Here is a 16894-nt window from a genome sequence, read left to right as displayed (position 1 = left end):
GCTGCCCCGGAGCGGGCACCTGGCCTCCTCGAGCCGCGTCTGGCCCAACGTGCGCGCCTCGGGGAAGGCCGGCCTGACCCTCCGCGTGCGGCACGAGCAGGGACAGCGGCTCGAGCTCGAGGGACGCCTTCTCGCTCAGGCCTTTCACCTCTGGCTACGGCAGCTCGCCACCGAGCCGCGCGAGGCGGGCGGTCTCGTGCGGCGCGAACGGCTGGTGCACCTCCGCGACCTGAACGCGGACATCCCGCTGCGGCAGGCGATCCTGCTCGACCTCCGCCGCCCCGACCGCCTCCTCCCTCCGCCGCGCCGCTCGGTCCTCACGCAAGGTGCGGCCTCGGCGCTCTACGGCGCGCTGCGCCCCTACGCCGCCCGCCGCGCGAGCCTGGCGCTCGCGGGGGTCGAGCTGGACGAGAAGCTCGTGGAGGCGAACCAGGCGGGGCACCTCCTCTCCTCGGCGCGACGGCAGGTGCGGGTGGGCAAGCTCTCCGCGGATCTGGCGCTCTCGGACAGCACACTCGAGCTCGACCGTCTCTACGTCGCGCTTTTCGGCGGGGACATCACCGCCGCCCTCGCGGCTCAGCTCGTGAGCCTGAAGCCCCTCGACGCGCGCGTGAACCTGCGCACGCAGCTCACCGGGGTCAACCTGCGCGAGCTCGACCCCGAAGGGCTCCGGCAGGGGAAGCGGGCGGAGCTCTCGGCCCTGGCCGAGGTCAAGTACGCGCTCCGCGCCCAGGAGCTCGAGGCCCGCGTCGAGATCCCGCGCCTCTCCCTCGACATGCTGGACGCCTTCCTCGCCTACCTCGACCCGAGCGGCCTGAACGAGAGCGTGCAGAAGAACCGCAAGCTCCTCGCGGCCTGGTACATCAAGGTGGCCAAGCCCCAGGTGCGGCTGGTCTCGGTCTGGATCAACCACGGCAACCTGAACATGGACATCGAGATGGATGCGCGAGAGCCCATCGGCGCCTACCTGCGCAGTCAGCTCCGCCGCAACCGCATCCGTCGCCTGAACATCCTCCCCCTGCTCCCCAAGCTGCCCGCGGAGAAATGACCATGCTCTCGCCCCGCGCCTGCTGGTTTCTCGCCCTCGCGCTCCTTCCCTCCTCCGGTTGTGCGGTGGTCAAGCCGGTGGTCCTCGACAAGAAGACCCAGCTCGAAAACCAGATCCTCGGCACCTTCGACCGCCTCGAAGAGGAGCTGGTCCTCGCCTCCTCGGTGCGCTCCGGAGCGCCGCGCAAGGCGCTGAGCCCCCTCGAGCGAGAGGCGCTCGACGCCCTGATGAGCCGCGAGTTCAACCGCGACGACCTCGACGAACTCAAGCGCCAACAGGTGGCCGGAGAGGGAAACGACGGCCTGCTCGTGTTGCTCGCACCGCCGACCGAACCTGCGGCGCTGGCCCGCGCCAAGGAGCTGGTGGAGCGAGAGAACCGCGACCGGACCGTGCTGCTCAAGCGCGCGCTCCAGCTCGGCCCCGAGCTCGGCGACCGCGACCTACCTCTCTTGCGCCGCATCTTCCACCGCTTGAACGTGCAGGCCTCGCAGCCGGGAGAGCGGGTGCAGGAGCCCGACGGACGGTGGCGCACGGTCGTCGGAGCGGGCGGGCGATGAGGGGTCGCGTCGAACGCTCCGCGGCCCTGCCCTGCGTCGCCGCGCTCCTCGCCCTCGGCGGGTGCGCGACCCGCGGCGCGTCGGGTCGCTCCGTGCTCGACGAGTTCCGTCCGGCGCGACCTGTGCACCAGCTCGGCCAGCCGGCGTGGCTCGCCACCTTCACCAGCGACGAGCTCTACGGACGGCTCTCGCGCGACGGCCGGCGGCTCCTCTACGCGGGGAGCCAGAAGGGGAGCCTCGACATCTGGATCAAGGACCTCACGACCGGGGTCCCGCTGCGCGTCACGAGCGACGTGAGCGCCGAGACGCAGCCGGCGTGGGCGCCTGACGACCGGAGCCTGGTCTACGTCTCGACGAAGCACGACGTGAAGGGGGATCTCGTCCTCTGGCGCGAGGGGCGCGCCGAACGGCTCACCGGCCTCGAGAGCGCGGACAGCTTCCCCGCCTTCTCTCCCGACGGCCAGGCGATCTACTACGCCGCGGGCCCGGAGGGGCAGAGCCGCATCGTGCGAGTCGAGCTCGCGACGCGACGGACCTCCGCCCTCACCGGCTGGGGGTGCACGCACCCCGCGCCGAGCACCGACGGGCGGTACCTGGCGTTCACGCGCTTCGATGAGGCGAACCGCGGCCGCCTCGCGCTGCTGCGGCTGTCGGACGGCCAGCTCACGATCCTCACCACGGGGGACTACCACGCGGGCTTTCCCTCCTTCAGCCCCGACGGGCAGCGGCTGGTCTTCTCGCGCTTCCACCGCGGCGCACCGGGGCGAGGCGCCGAGACGGGCGACGTCGCCTCCCTCTGGGAGCTGGACCTTCGGGCCGCGCTCGCCGCGCCGTCCCCCGCGGCAGCGATGGCCCTCGCCCGCCAGCTGACGAGCGATCGCTACACGGCGCTCTTTCCGCAGGTCCACGCCGCCGGGGTCGTCTTCACCAGCCAGCGCGGAGAGAGCCTGGACGTCGGCCTGCTGCCCCTCTCGGGCCTCGTGCCGCGGCTCGCCTCGCCCCGCGCGCAGCTCGCGCTGGCCCTGAAAACCCCGGACCCCTGGGACCGACTCCTCGGCCTCGGGCGCGTGGTCGAGCACGGCCCCGGACTTGAGGCGGAGCGCGCCCGCTACGAGGCGGCCACGCTCTACCGGGAGCTCGGGGAGCTCGACAAGGCCGAGGCCGAGCTCGCGGCGCTCGACCGGGGCGCGACGCGCGGCACGCCGCAGGAGAGCGGCGTGGCGTGGCTGGCCCGTATCGACCTCGCGGCGCTCCCCGTGGATCGCCGCCGCGCCGAGGCCCGCGCCGGGGGACGCCCCTTTGATCCGCGCGACGCGAAGGCCGCGCTCGAGCGGCTCAGCGGAATCACTCTCGCGCCACGCACCACGGCCGCCGTGCGCGCCCACTACCTCCTCCGGCGGGGGGACCTCGAACGGCTTTCCGGCGCGACCGTCGCCGCCATCGCCACCTACGAGGAGCTCCTCTCCCGCTACGCCGAAGAGAGCGAGGAGGCCGCGGCGGCGTACCTGCGCCTAGGGACCCTCTTCGCGCGGCTGAAGGAGCCCACGCTGCAGGCCGAGTACTACCTCGGCCTCTTCGTGCGCGCCCCGAAGGAGGTTCGCTGGCTCCGCCGCGCCTCCGAGGAGGTCTTCGGCCTCTTCGCCGGCCTCCCGGCTCCCGAGCAGATCGAACGCCTGCGGCGTCTCATCGACCGCTTTCCGCGCCACAGGCTCTTCGGGGCGCTGGCCCAGCAGCGCATCGCCGCGCTCCACGAGCAGGCCGGCGAGCTCGAGCTGGCCATCGCGGCCCTCCACGAGGTCACCGCGCGCTACCCCGAGCTCCTCGAGGAGCGGACGCACGCCACCTTCGCCCTCGGGCGCCTCTCGCTCGCGCGGTCGGAGGAGCTCCGTCGCACCGGACGGCTCGGCGCGGCGCTCGAGTTCTACGGCAAGGCGCTCTCGGCCTACGAGCGCATCCTCCGCACCTTCGAGCCCGGGCACGAGCACGCGCGGCAGGCCCGCTCCGAGTACGTCCGCCTCTCCCTGCTCGAGGGCGCACAGCTCGAGCGCGACGGAGAACGCGTTCTGGCCGAGAAGCGCTACCGGCGGCTGCTCGCCCTCGACGACTCCGTCGTGCAAGCGCACCGGCGGCTAATCTTTCTCGAGGCGGCGCGCGGCCAGCACCGGGCCCTCGAGGCCCGCTATCGCGACCGCCTGCGGCGGGACCCCGGGGACTTCCTCGGCCACTACGCGCTCGGCCTGCTGGCCACGCTCGGCGGCAAGCTCGCCCCCTCCGACCTGGACCGCGCCGAGGTCCACCTGAAGCGCGCCGTGGACCTGGCGCCGCAGAGCCCCTTCGGACACCTCACGCTCGGGTGGGTCTACGAGATGCGCGAGCGCTTCGCCGGCCAGCTCCGCCAGGGGTGGCTCGAGGAGGCCATCCTGCTCTACGAGCGCGCGCACGGGCTGAACGACGCGAAGCAGGACCTGCAGACCGAAGCCGACCTGCTCGTGAACCTGTGCAACGCCTTTGCACACCTCGGCAACGGCTGGCGCCAGGCCTACGGCTTCTGCGCGGCGCGAGAGAAGCTCAACCTCCCCTCGAGATCGCCGCAGCGCTGGGCGCACTTCCATCTGATCTACGGGCGAGCTGCGACAGCCACGGGCCACTACGAGGTGGCCGACCGACAGCTCGACCGGGCGCTGGTCCTGGCGCGCTCGCTGCGCCTCTCCCGGCTCGAGGCCGAGGTCACCGCTCGGCTGGCGCTCAACGCGCACCTGGCCGGGGACTACGAGGCCTCCACGCGCCTCTTCGAGGAAACGCGCACGCTCTTCGCGCGGCTCGGGCGAAAGACGCAACTCTCCGGCCTGAGCCGCAGCGTGGCCTACAACCTCCTGCTCCAGGGAGCGCACGACCTGGCGCTCGCCCGCCTGCGCGACGCCGAGGCGGAGCTCGCGCGCCACGGGACGCCGCCTCGGGAGGACTACTCGCCGATCGGGCCGGCCGGCCGCAGCAGCGCCCCGTTCGGCTTCGAAGGGCGGGACGAGGCGTACCTGCAACAGGCCCTGCGCGAGCTGGTCTACGAGGCGGAGCGGAGCTGGCCGGAGGTGCGACGCCTCCTCGCGGCCCGTCTCGAGCTGCGGAAGGCGGCGCTCGCGCAGCGCAAGGACCCCGAGCTCCGGCGGGAGCTGCTGCTGCTCCACAACCGCCTGGCGTTCGCGGACCGGCGCCTCGGCGAGCTCGAGCGCTTCCACGGCCGCGTCGACGAGGCGCTTCGACTCGCCGAGCGGGCCCAGCGCGGCGAGGAGGGCAAGGAGCCGTTCAAGCCCGAGGGCGGCACCTTCGAGGCGCAGACCGCGCTCGCCCTCAACCGCGCGGAGGCGCTGCTCACCGAGTCGACGCGTGACCGCGCGGCGCTCGTGACGGCCCACCGCCGCCTCACCGAGGCCGAGGCGTGGTGTGCGAAGGCCGAGGCCCGAGGCGAGCCCCCGCTCCTGCCGGCGCGCCTGCGCTGGTCGCTCTGGACCGACCTCGCGCTCCTCGAGCTCGAGCGGGCGGACTTGCCGGATGGCGCGCCCCTGGGGCCTCCCCGCACCGGCGCTCCCGCCGAGCGCGCGACCCAGCGGCTGGCCGCGGAGCACGCCCCCTACCGGCGGGCCATGTCCCTGCTCCGGCGCGTCTTCCGGGCCACGCGCCCCCTCGCCGACGGAGAGCGTGACGCGAGCGAGCCGGGCGAGGCGGCGATCGATCGGTTCCATCGTCCGATCACCCCTGTCGAACGCCTGCGCCGGCACCTTCTGGCCGGCCTGAACCTGGCGCACGTGGCCACGCGCTTCACGCCCCGCGGCCAGCTCGAGGCGCACCCGAGCACCCGGCTGCTCCAGGCGCTGGCCCGGCTGGCCGTGGAGCACGAGCTCGGCCCGACGCGCTTTCTCGTGGCCGCGGAGCTCTCCTGGCGGCGTCGGGACCTGCGCGCGATGCAGGCCGCCGTCGACGGCTTTCTCACCCGGTCGCCGCTGCTCCTTCCGCCCGCCGACCGCGGCGAGCACGACCGCTCGCGCCGCGCGCTCTTCGCGCGGGCCGTCGAGCTGGCCCTCGCCGAGCGGCAATGGCTCACGGCCCTCTCCTTCACCGAGCAGGAGGAACAGCGCGCCTTCGTCGAGGCCCTGCTCGACGCGGGGCCCGCGGCGGTCGGCCCCGCGAGGGAGCCCCTGGCGCGGCTGCTCGCGGCCTCGGCCCGCTACCAGCGCGTCCTCGCGGCGCAGGAGCCGCTCCGCCCCAGGCGAGAGCGCGAGGCCTGGCGGACCCGGCTGGCTCTCGCCGAGCGCCAGGTGCTCGAGGCGCAGGCCATCCTGGAGCGCGCCGCGCCACGCGTGGGGCGTCTCTTTTCTGTCGAGCCCGTCGTGCCGGCGACGGTGGGAGGGGCGCTCGAGCGGGACGAGCTGGCGGTGACCGCCCTGGTGCACGGCGACGCCGCGTGGCTCGTCACCATTACGCCGAAGGGAGAGCTGCGCGCGGAGGCCCTGCCGGCCGGGACCGCGACCCCGACCACTTCCCTCGACCGTCGACGCGCCGCCGTCGCGCGCCTCCTGCGCACCCTCACCGCGGGGGCGAAGCGCGTGTACGCGGATCTCGGACGCCTCGACCCCGCGCTCGAGCCCGAGGCGCTCCTCGGCCCGCGGGTCGAGGTCGTGCGCCTCGAGGGCCTGACCGAGCTCGTCGTGGCCCGCGCCGCGCGCAACGTCTCCGCCGAACCGGCGCTGGTCGTGGGTCCGGAGGCCACGGCCAGGGCGCTCGCGAATCCACCGGACAAGGTCCAGCTCGTCGGGGACGGGGCCCTGGCTCAGCCGCGCGCCCCGGAGATCACCGCCCTGCCCCGCGCCCAGGCCACTCTCGCCGGCTCGGAGCTCCCGCTGGAGCGCGCCGGCCTGCTCGTCTGGGCCGCGCCCCTTCGCCACGACGGAGGCAGCCCCGCCAACCTCCGGCTCCTCCTGCCGGGCGACCGCGGAGCTCGCCTCGCGGACCTGCGCCTGGCGCGCCGGCTCGGGCAGCCCCTCCGGGGTCGGCTCATCGTCTTCACCGCGCCGGAGCTCACCCCCCGTCATCAGCGCGCGCAGCGACAGGCGCTGCTCCGGCTGCTGCACGCGATGGGGATGCCCTCCGTCGCGCTCCCCTCGCGCGCGCCCTCCCTCGACCCCCTCGCCCGCCGGCTCGCCGTGCGGTCCCAGGACCACGCCGAGCACGCCGCGGCGAGCCTCGCCCGCGAGCTCGAGCTTCCGCTCTACGGCGACGGCGGCCTCGGTGGCTCGGCGGCCAACGTGTTCGCGCGGGCCGCGCTGGAGCCCGCGGTGATGGCCGGGGCCAGGGCCGCGAACGCCGGCCAGCAGGCGCAAGCCATCGCGCTCCTCGAAAGCGCGCTCCTGCACCAGCGTCGCCTCGACGACCGGAAGTACCGCGACGGCACGCTCCTCTACCTCGGCAACGCGTACACCCTGACCAAGGACTACGCCCGCGCGGTTCCGCGTCTCGAGGAGCTCGTCGCGCTGCGGGCCGACGCGATCCAGACCGCACCAAAGGGTCCCGCGCGCCTCGCCGCCCAGGCCAAGTGGGTCCAGGCGCTGCAGAGCATGGCCTGGCTACGCTTTCGCACGAAGCAGCTCGAGCAGGCCTTGACCGTCAACCAGCAGGCCATCGCGCTCTACCGCGAGGTGAGGCGACCGCTCCTCGCCGGGCCGGCCTACGCCCAGCGCAGCGTGATCGCCGAGGAGAAGGGGGACGCGCGGCAGGCGCTCGCCTACGCACGCGAACAGCTCGAGGTGGCCACCGCGCTCCTCGGGCCAAAGCCCACCCCCGCGGCGCGAGCCACGGCCTCCGAGGCCGCCGTCCGCGTGGCGCAGCTCGAGCGCTCCCGCTTCTCCGAGTACGGGCGTGCGATGGAGGCGGTCCGCCTGGCCGAGGCGCACGCGCCGACGCCCGCGACCCGCGTGGACGCGCTCCTCGAGCGGGCCCGCCTCGAAGGGGCCCGCGGGGACTACGCCGCCGCCGTGACGCAGGCCCGGCGCGCGCTCGAGCTGGCCCGCACCGCGAAGACCCCGAGCGAGGACGCCGCGCTGCTCGAGCTGGTGAACAACCTCTATTACCAGGGCGCCCACGAGCGCGCGCTGGCCCAGGCCGACGAAGGGCTGAGGCAGGCAGGCCCGAGCCCCCTTCGCCAGCTCCAGTTCCACAACGCCAAGGGGACGGTGCTGGCCACGCTCGGCCGCACCGACGGGGCGCTCCGCTCACTCGGGCAGGCGCTCGAGCTCGCGCAGCGACTCGGGCTGCCCAACGAGGTCGCCGCCTCCCACAACAACCTCGGCAACGCGTACCGGCTCGCCGGTCGCCTGGAGGAGGCGCGCGCCAGCTTCCGGCGAGCGCTGGCTATCGACCGACGCCGCGACGACCGTCTCGGTCAGGCCTTCTCGCTCGCCAACCTGGGTCTGACCGAGGAGCAGCTCGGCCGGCGAGAGGAGGCCCGGGCCTCGCTGACCGAGGCCCTGACGCTGAGCCGCGCCATCGGCGCGCCGCTCAACGCGCTCAAGGCGCACCTCGGTCTCGGCCGCCTTCACCTGAGGGCGGGGAGCCACGCGGAGGCGCTCGCGCAGTTCAAGACCGGTCACGCGCTGGCCGCGCGCCTCGGCCTCCGCCCCTGGCTCTGGCGCTTTTCGCTCTGGCGCGGACGCGCGCTCCGGCTCGCGGGAGATCTGCGCGGCGCCGAGCGCGCCTTCACCGAGGGCCTCGCGGTCTTCGAGCCGATGCCGCCGCGCCTGCGTCGCGCCATCGGCAGCCCGGAGGTGGACGACGACCCCGACGAGCTCTACGACGAGCTCATCCAGACGCTGGTGGACCGCGGGGCGATAGAACCGGCCCTGGACCTGCTCGAACGGCTGCGCGGTCGCTTCCTCGTGGACCTCCTCACGAGCTCGGCCCAGGAGCTCCAGGACGCCACGCTCCGCCCGGCCCTCGAACGCGTGCTCGCGCTCGCCGTCTCGCTCGAGGCCGCGCGGAGCGCGGCGACCCGCACCCGTGACGCCGCCCCCCCCGCCCGACGCGCCGCCGAGGCCGAGGTAGAGCGCCTCGGCGCGGAGCTCGCGGGAGCCCGGCAGGCCCTCACCGCGCTGAACCCACGCCTCGCCGACCTCGCGCTCTCGGAGGTCTGGCCGCTCGCCAAGCTCGCACCGCAGCTCCCGCGCGACCGCGTGATGCTCTGCTATCACGTCGGGCGGCGCCGCCTGCTCATCTTCGCGCTCCGGGCCGGTCGCCTGACCCTCCATCGCGTCCCCGTCGGCCGGGAGCGGCTGACCCGCGAGGTGGAGCGCTTTCGAGAGCTCGTCACCCGCTTTCATCCCTCCCGCGAGGCGGCGCGCCGTCTCTACGACTGGCTGCTCCGCCCGGCCCTCGCGCAGGGCGACCCGACTCCCCTCACCCTCGTCCCGTCGGGGCCCCTGCACCTTCTGCCCTTCGCGGCGCTCCACGACGGAGGCGACGAGCTCGTCGCGCGCCGACCGCTCGCCTTCCTCTCGCGGCTGAACGCCCTCCGCTTCGCCGCGCCCACCGCGGCCGCAGGCAGCGCGAGCGCCCTGAGCGTCAGCCTCGCCACCGGCGTCGAGGCGCCGCTCCCCTTCGTCGCGCACGAGGCCGCCGCCTTCGCCCGCAGCTTCCCCGGGGCCCGGCTCCTGCGCGCCACCGAGGCCACGCGCGCGCGGCTCCTGGCCGAGGCGAAGGCCGCGACCACCCTGCACCTCGCCACCCACGGCCGCTACGAGCCGAACCGGCCGCTCGCGAGCACGCTGCGCCTCGCGGACGGAGAGCTGTCGCTGCTCGACGTCTTGCCCCTGCGCCTCGCGGGGCCGCTCGTGATCCTCTCCGCTTGCGAGAGCGGCCTCGGACCTCTGGCGGGCGGCGATCATCTCCTCGGCCTGCCGCAGGCCTTCTTCCTCGCCGGCGCGCGCCAGGTTCTTTCCACGCTCTATCGCGTGAGCGACCTCGGCGCCGCGCTGCTGATGAAGCACCTCTTCCGGCGCCTGGCCGCGGGGCTCTCCCCTGAGCTCGCGCTCCAGGCCGCGCAGCTCCAGCTCCGCCGCCGCTTCCCGCACCCCGCCTTCTGGGCCGGCTTCCGCCTCGACGGCCTCGGGCGCTGATCGCCCGCCGATCTCCGCCTCACCGCGCGCCTCCCCTCCCCCCTCTCCGATTTCGCGTGCGAAAAACCCCCTCTTTCGGGGGGGGCCTCCGTTTTCCGTGGTAGCGCCAAGAACCGAATATCACGAAGGGTTCGGGATCTTCGCCACTTGCCTTCCGGCACTCGCCTTGCAATTCGTCCCTGCCGGGAAGGGGATGCCCCTGCCCCACATCACTTCACGCCTCTGGCAGGAGAACGCCATGACGTTGCACAGGAATGCTCGGCTATTGGCCCTCGTCGGGCTCGCCGCGCTGCTCGCTCCGACCAGCCGCGCCTTCGCGCGCGCCGAGGCCCCCCGCGGCCAGGCGCAGCCCCCCGTGGTCACGGCCGAGGAGGCCGCCCGGATGGTGGGCCGTAACGTGTACTTCGCCGTGGGCTCGGCCATGCCCACCAGCATCCTTCGTCCCATCCGCCTCTTCGCCCAGCAGCGCGAGGGGCGCACCAACGCCTTCTACATGTCCACCTTCGCGAGCGCCGTGAACTTCGGCCGCGAGGTCTCGGAGAAGTTCCACCCGAACCTCTTCTTCGTCTCCATGTCCAACCGCGAGGCGGCAACCGGTGGCTGGGCCACGCTGCACCGCGACTCGCTCGGCGCGCTCGCCAAGCGCATCAACCAGGGCGAGTTCGGCATCGACACCGTCGTCGTGCGCGCCACGCCCCCCGACGCGAACGGCTACGTCAGCTTCGGCCCGACGAGCGACCTGACCATGCCCGCCATCAATGCGGCCCTGCGCGCCGGCGGCAAGGTCATCGCCGAGATCAACCCCAACATGCCGCGCACCCGCGGGGACAACAAGCTGCACATCAGCCAGCTCTCCGCCGTCGTCGAGGGGAACGAGGTCCTCGCCGAGCTGACCCAGATGGCCCCGACGGTCTCCGAGCAGGCGATCGCCAAGAACATCGGCCGCCTCGTCCCGAACAACCGTCGCTCCACGCTCCAGGTCGGCATCGGCGGCTCGCTCGTCGCGATCGGCGAGGCCATGAAGAACAAGCGCCTGCGCATCTGGAGCGAGATGGGCTCCGACTGGGTCGTGGACGTGATGGGCCGGCCCAAGCACAAGGTCTCCGAGGCGGTCTTCAGCTTCCTCCTCGGGACGAACAACCTCTACACGCTGGCCAACAACAACGAGCGCCTGCGCATGGAGTCGATGCTGACGGTCAACGACCCCGCCGTCATCGCGCGCCAGAAGCGCATGGTGGCCGTGAACACGGCGCTGGAAGTGGACCTGGCCGGCAACATCAACGCCGAGCGCATCGACGGCCGCATCATCAGCTTCCCCGGCGGGCAGCCCAACTTCATGGAGGGGGCGAGCCGCGCTCCGGACGGCAAGGCGATCCTGGGCCTCCGCTCGATCAACAAGTACGGCGAGAGCACGATCGTCACGGCGCTCCACGGGCCGGTCACCACCCCGGCGAACCACCTGGACTACCTCGCCACGGAGTGGGGCGCGACCAGGCGCCTCCGCGGCCTGAACGCCGCCCAGCGGACCTACGAGCTGATCAGCGTCGCGCACCCGGCCCACCGCAAGGCGATGGCCGATGCCGCGCTCACCGCGGGCACGCTCACGCAGAAGCAGCGCGACAAGCTCGTGCGCTCCGTCCCCCACGCCATCCGCCTGGCCGCGCCGCAGCTCGCGCGCATGGGCGCTGACCTGAGCCTCGCCCGGGGCGCGATCACGCAGGCGGAGTACGCCCAGCTGACGGCGAACCTGCCGCCCGCCGAGAACCACGGAGAGGGTGGAATGCCGCTTCCGCCGCCGCCGCCCCCCCTCCCCCCGGCCAACCCCTAGACGCGCTACGCGCTTTCGCTTGGAGGATCTCATGACCCGCCTTCGCATCCTCATCCTCGGCTCCGCGGCCCTCACGCTGCTCGTGTCGGGCTCCGTCCAGGCCCGCCAGCTCGACCACCAGAACGGCCGCCAGCTCGGCGAGCAGCAGAACCAGGGGGCCAAGCCGCGCATCCGCGTCCAGGCCGGGACGACGCCCATCAACCAAGCCGAGGCCCGCGCCCACGTCCAGGCCCCCGAGCCGGCCCGCGACGGAGCCCCCGCCGACGAGCACTGGCGCGTCGGCCAGGGCCAGCCGACCTACAACTTCCTCTTCCTGCACGGCCTCGGCGGCGAGCCCCGCAACGGCCTCGACGACCGCATCTCGCGCGAGCTCGGCTCCCGCGGCATCTGCTTCGACGTGAAGTCCCCCTGGCTCCGTCCCGTGCGGCGCGGCCTCCTCGGACGCATGGAGGACGACGGGCTGCACACGATGACCTATCAGCTCCAGAAGGCGGGCGAGATCCTCGAGAACTCCCCCGGCCCGATGGTCCTCGTGGGACACAGCTTCGGCGGCAAGCTCGCCAACCTGCTGGCCAAGAAATACCCCGACAAGGTGGCCTGCGTGGTCGGCCTCGCCCCGGCCGTGAACATGCTCTACTCGTACTACAAGCAGCTCACCGGACAGCGGGGCCTTCCCGCCAAGGCGGAGCTCCTGGCCCAGCTCGACGGGTACAAGGGGCAGATGGAGGCCGACCTGGCCCGCGCGCAGGGGGCCCATGGGGGCGACGCCCGCGGCACGCGCCGCCTGAAGAGCGAGCTCAGCTACCTCGCCATCATGCGCGACCTCGCCGCGCAGCCGATCGGCGAGACCGAGATGGAGACGGGGATCCGCAAGCCGACGCTGGTCCTGCACGGGACCGAGGACGGCGCCGTCTCGATCCACTACGCCCGCCGCTTCGCCGAGGCCAACCCGCAGGCGGTGCGGCTCGTCGAGATCGAGGGCGTGGACCACGGCTTTGCCAAGCGAATGGGGGGAGACGACTTCCTCCCGCAGATCGACCGTCGTGCGACTGAACGCGCCACCCGGCAGATGGTGGACGAGATCGTGAACTTCCTCGGACGGAACGTCCGACCCGGGAATGCGCCCCGGGCAGGGAACTAAGGAGACACCGATGCGACGCTTCAACCGTGCCCTTGCTCTGACCCTCTTCTTCGGTGGGCTTCTGGCCCGGCCGGCCCTGGCCCAGGAGAACAACTCTCCGGCGGCCTGGCGGCAGGCGCTGCAGACCTACGGCCAGCGGAACGACGTCCGGGCCTACACCCGCCAGTGCCCGAACGGCGCGAACCGGGTCTACCTGAACGTGAGCGGCGCGCAGGATCTGCGTGCCATGGAGCAGCTCCTGCACAACCGCAGCAACGTGCTCGAGGTCTGCCACATCGGCAACGGCGGCGGCACGCACTCGCTCTTCATCTTCGACCGGCAGCTGATCCACTTCCAGTACCTCCAGGGCACCAACAACTGGCGCCTGCGCAACTGGGGCTACGGACTTCGTCCGAGCGCGAACAAGCTCTACAGCGCGATGATCCAGCTCACCCCCTCCGAGGGACAGAAGCTGCGCACGATGCTCTCCAACGCCGCCCGCGAGCAGGGCAACGACGAGGGGCGCTGGGCCCAGGACGGCCACATCCAGAACGCCATGGGGCAGCGCGGCTTCAACTGCACCTCGGTCATCTCGGGCGTGCCCATCGGCGACCGCGGCGAGAGCCTGTCGCAGCTCGTCGGCCTCGGGGCCTACGGCAGCGGCGACCCGCGCGGCTTCCAGCGCAGCCTCGAGACGAACGCCAACGAGCGCGTCTTCGGCGTCTGCATCTACGGACCGGACATGCCGGACTTCGGTCGGAACCAGAACCAGGACGTCTTCACCTTCTTCTAGGGGCGTGACCTCGGTGAGCCCGCAGGGGCTTACCGGGGCAGCCGCCGCCAGCGAGGGCCGGGTCCTGCCGAGAGCGTCGGCGGGCTCGGCCCTTGTTTTTTCCGCAGCCGGCACCGCACGACACGGGTATGGTAGTGGGGGGCGGGGAGACGGGACGGGAGGCGGCGATGTACGGGCTGGTGAACAAGGCGCTCCGCGATCTGCTGGTATCCCGTCACGGACGCGACGTCTGGAATCAGGTGCGGAGCCGGGCCGGGATGGAGCTCGACTCCTTCGTGGCCCTGAGCCCGTATCCCGACGAGCTGACCGAACGCCTGCTCGCCGCCGCCTCCGAGCTCCTTGGGCGCACGACCGACGAGCTCCTCGAGGACTTCGGCGGGCACTGGATCACCTACACGGCCCAGGAAGGCTACGGCGAGATGCTGGAGCTCGCCGGGGACAGCGTGGTCGAGTTCCTCGAAAACCTGGACAACCTCCACGTCCGCGTCGGGCTGAGCTTCCCCGAGCTCAAGCCACCGTCCTTCCGCTGCACCGACCACGGCGATGGGGTCGTGCGCCTGCACTACTACTCGAGCCGCCGCGGGCTCCTGCCGCTCGTGGTGGGTCTCATCCGGGGCCTCGGCCCGCGCTTTCAAACCACCGTGCACGTCACCGTCGACAAGCGACGCGAGGACGGCCACGACCACGACGAGCTCATCGTCCGGTACGGCACCGCATGACGACCCCTACGACTCCCGAGATCGGCCTCGCGCCGAGAGATTTCAGCGCCCTCTTTCCCTTCCACTTCGTGGTCGGCGAGGATCTGTGCGTCCGCCAGGTCGGAGAGGCCCTCTCGCGCGTGCTACCGGGCCTCTGCCCCGGCGAGCCGATCGCCAACCACCTCCTCGTCCGGAGGCCGCAGCTCACCACGAGCTACGAGGAGCTGGTGCACAACGCCCACTGCATGTTCCTGCTGCAGGCGGTGGCGGTGCCCAAGCTCGTGCTCAAGGGGCAGATCTACTGTCTGATGCAGGAGCCGCTCGTCGCCTTCGTGGGCAGCCCCTGGGTCACCGAGGTCGGTGTCCTCAAGACGCTCGGCATCTCGCTGCGGGACTTCGCGATCTTCGATCCCGTGGCCGACTACCTCTTCCTGCTCCAGACCCAGCGCACGGCCATCGCGGACGCGAACCGCCTCGCGGAGGAGCTACGGCAGCTCAACGCCGTGCTCGAGGATCGGGTGCGGGAGCGGACGCGACAGCTCGCGGAGCTTCAGGCCGAGCTGGCGCGCGACCGGCAGGAATTCCAGCGAACGATCGACGCGGCGAAGCGCCCGGACCGGTAGCGGACCTTCGGAAGACCGACGTTTATAATCAACAAATAACATGTAAGCTAAAATTCTGAATATTGATCAATCAATGACCCGCTGCCACCGTCGACGACATGCCCACGGGCCCCACAGCGTCGGACGGAAATCGCACCGTCCGACGCCCGTTCGGACGAGGCTCGGCGGCACGGGTTCAGGGGTCTAAGAGCCGTACATTCATACGTTTATGTCTTGTCGGCCTCCCGGTTCTGGGCGCGGCTCTGGCCGGCTGCGCGCCCTCCGATCCCGCCGGTGACGGTCGTTCCCTGGGACGGGAGGCGAGAGCCATTCCGGGCGTCGAAGGGGGTACGCTGGCGCTCGAAGGGATGGCTCTGGCGGTGCCGCGCGGGCACCTGCCTCATCCAGTGCGCCCCCGGGTTCGCCAACTGCAACGGGAAGCGAACCGGCGCCGGCAAGAAGCTCGACGAGCTGCCGGGCTTCGAGCAGAACGACGACGACGAGGACGGCTGCGAGGCGGAGCTCGCGCGCGACGTCCACAACTGCCGCGGCTGCGGGGTGACCTGCTCCGCGGCGGCGGAATGCGCGCCCGAGGCCGGCGTCGGTCGCTGCCGCTGCAAACATCCCTACCGCGCCGCCGAACCACCTGCAGCGCAGTCGATCCTGGCGCTGGCCGCCCTCGCGCAACGCCCCGGCGAGGCCCTTTCGATGGCGGACGTGGCCACGGGCATCTGGAAGCTTGGCGGGCTCAACAGGAAGCCGACGAGCCCCGACCAGAAGGACCTCAAGTACAAGCTCACGAACCCGTTTACGAAGGCCCTGCCGAACGGCGAGGCGAAGAACCTGGTGCAGGCCGTACGCGGGAGCGGGCTCCGGCTGAACCTCCGTCCCGAAGCGGTGCAGATCGTTCTGCGGGACGGAGTTGTCCGCGGCGCAGACAGCAACTTATCAAAAGGATAGGCTCGTATATCAAAACGAGTTTCGATGTGGGCCAGCGCGAAATATAAGCCATTTAAAATACATAATTATTCGCGTCGGCACGACCAATGCTTGGGGATCGGTCGAGGCGCAATCGATGATCACCGTTCGGCATGCAGATGAAAGAGGCCGTTCCGACGCGGGTTGGCTCGACAGCCGGCACACCTTTTCGTTCGCGGACTACCACGACCCGGCGCACATGGGCTTCGGCGCCCTGCGGGTGATCAACGACGACTGGGTGAACGCGAGCGCTGGGTTCGGTGCTCACCCGCACCGGGACATGGAGATCATCTCGTACGTCCTCTCGGGTGCGCTCGGGCACAAGGACAGTATGGGAAACGGCTCCACCATTCGTCCGGGCGACGTCCAGCGCATGAGCGCCGGGACGGGCGTGGTGCACAGCGAGTGGAATCACTCGAAGGCCGATCGCGTCCATTTCCTCCAGATCTGGATCGTTCCCGAGAAGCGAGGTCTCGAGCCGGGCTACGAGCAGCGAGCCTTCGAGCCGCACCAACTTCGCGATCGACTCGCGCTCGTCGCGTCCCGCGACGGGAGGGATGGCTCCGTCACGATTCATCAGGACGCCGCGCTCTACGCGACGAAGCTGTCGGAAGGGAAATCGGCGGAGCACGAGCTCGAGCCCGGGCGACGAGCGTGGGTTCAGGTCGCGCACGGCTCAGTCACACTCAACGGCACCCCGCTCGAGGCGGGGGATGGGGCAGCGGTGACCGGCGAGTCGAGACTCGCGCTTCACGGTAGGAAGGACGCCGAGGTCCTCGTGTTCGACCTGGCATGACGATGAACCGAAGAGAACTGCTGTACGCGCTCGGGGCCTTGCCGTTCATGGCGGCCTCGTGCTCGCGTCGGGAGCGAGAAGCCATGACGACCCAGAACGACAAGAGCAAGACACCCCAAGCCAGGATGCCCGCGATCTTCGCGGCGCACGGCGCACCGATCCTGCTCGATGACGCCGTCTGGATGGGTGAGCTCGCGGCCTGGGCGAAGGCCATGCCGAAGCCGAAGAGCATCCTCATGGTCTCGGCGCACTGGGAGGCGCGCCCGACCTCGCTCGGCGCGACGCAGCCCGTGCCGCTCGTCTACGACTTCTACG

At 71.9% G+C, this 16894-nt stretch carries 11 protein-coding genes; all 11 read left to right on the top strand.

The annotated features are described in order from the left end of the window. Positions 1-1048, top strand: a 1048-nt coding sequence (locus IT371_10105; protein ID MCC6748000.1) for a hypothetical protein, incomplete at its 5' end; no start/stop codon positions are given. 2 nt (positions 1049-1050) lie between these two features. Continuing rightward, entirely contained in the window at positions 1051-1605 is a 555-nt protein-coding gene (locus tag IT371_10100) for a DUF1318 domain-containing protein (GenBank protein MCC6747999.1), read from the top strand. Beyond that, entirely contained in the window at positions 1602-9764 is an 8163-nt protein-coding gene (locus IT371_10095; protein ID MCC6747998.1) for a CHAT domain-containing protein, read from the top strand. Before IT371_10100 ends, IT371_10095 begins: the two co-directional genes overlap by 4 nt. 238 nt (positions 9765-10002) lie before the next feature. Beyond that, positions 10003-11592, top strand: a complete 1590-nt coding sequence (locus tag IT371_10090; protein MCC6747997.1) for a hypothetical protein — start codon at positions 10003-10005, stop codon at positions 11590-11592. Positions 11593-11623: 31 nt separating this feature from the next. Next, a complete protein-coding gene (locus IT371_10085) occupies positions 11624-12733 on the top strand; it encodes an alpha/beta hydrolase (GenBank protein ID MCC6747996.1) in 1110 nt (369 codons plus the stop codon). 10 nt (positions 12734-12743) lie between these two features. Then, positions 12744-13505: a hypothetical protein gene (locus tag IT371_10080; protein ID MCC6747995.1), complete on the top strand. Its 762-nt coding sequence runs from the start codon at positions 12744-12746 to the stop codon at positions 13503-13505. Between the two features lie 167 nt (positions 13506-13672). Continuing rightward, positions 13673-14224, top strand: coding sequence for a heme NO-binding domain-containing protein (locus IT371_10075; GenBank protein ID MCC6747994.1), 552 nt, complete (start codon positions 13673-13675; stop codon positions 14222-14224). Then, the gene (locus IT371_10070; protein ID MCC6747993.1) at positions 14221-14826 is read left to right on the top strand and encodes a hypothetical protein; all 606 of its coding nucleotides are present in this window, start codon (positions 14221-14223) and stop codon (positions 14824-14826) included. The genes IT371_10075 and IT371_10070 overlap by 4 nt, the downstream gene beginning before the upstream one ends. 273 nt (positions 14827-15099) lie before the next feature. After that, the gene (locus IT371_10065) at positions 15100-15765 is read left to right on the top strand and encodes a hypothetical protein (protein MCC6747992.1); all 666 of its coding nucleotides are present in this window, start codon (positions 15100-15102) and stop codon (positions 15763-15765) included. 115 nt (positions 15766-15880) lie between these two features. Further along, a complete protein-coding gene (locus IT371_10060) occupies positions 15881-16579 on the top strand; it encodes a pirin family protein (GenBank protein ID MCC6747991.1) in 699 nt (232 codons plus the stop codon). A gap of 83 nt (positions 16580-16662) precedes the next feature. After that, the coding region (locus tag IT371_10055) for a dioxygenase (protein MCC6747990.1) at positions 16663-16894 on the top strand (232 nt) is incomplete at its 3' end.

Source organism: Deltaproteobacteria bacterium, assembly GCA_020848905.1.
Taxonomy (GTDB): Bacteria; Myxococcota_A; Polyangia.
The sequence above is the reverse complement of the archived record's forward strand: the minus strand, read 5'-3'. Positions and strand labels throughout refer to the sequence as shown.

Bases quoted from the DNA above. Each gene is read 5' to 3' on its own strand.
- IT371_10100 (MCC6747999.1), top strand. From the start codon at position 1,051: ATGCTCTCGCCCCGCGCCTGCTGGTTTCTCGCCCTCGCGCTCCTTCCC.
- IT371_10095 (MCC6747998.1), top strand. From the start codon at position 1,602: ATGAGGGGTCGCGTCGAACGCTCCGCGGCCCTGCCCTGCGTCGCCGCG.
- IT371_10090 (MCC6747997.1), top strand. From the start codon at position 10,003: ATGACGTTGCACAGGAATGCTCGGCTATTGGCCCTCGTCGGGCTCGCC.
- IT371_10085 (MCC6747996.1), top strand. From the start codon at position 11,624: ATGACCCGCCTTCGCATCCTCATCCTCGGCTCCGCGGCCCTCACGCTG.
- IT371_10080 (MCC6747995.1), top strand. From the start codon at position 12,744: ATGCGACGCTTCAACCGTGCCCTTGCTCTGACCCTCTTCTTCGGTGGG.
- IT371_10075 (MCC6747994.1), top strand. From the start codon at position 13,673: ATGTACGGGCTGGTGAACAAGGCGCTCCGCGATCTGCTGGTATCCCGT.
- IT371_10070 (MCC6747993.1), top strand. From the start codon at position 14,221: ATGACGACCCCTACGACTCCCGAGATCGGCCTCGCGCCGAGAGATTTC.
- IT371_10060 (MCC6747991.1), top strand. From the start codon at position 15,881: ATGATCACCGTTCGGCATGCAGATGAAAGAGGCCGTTCCGACGCGGGT.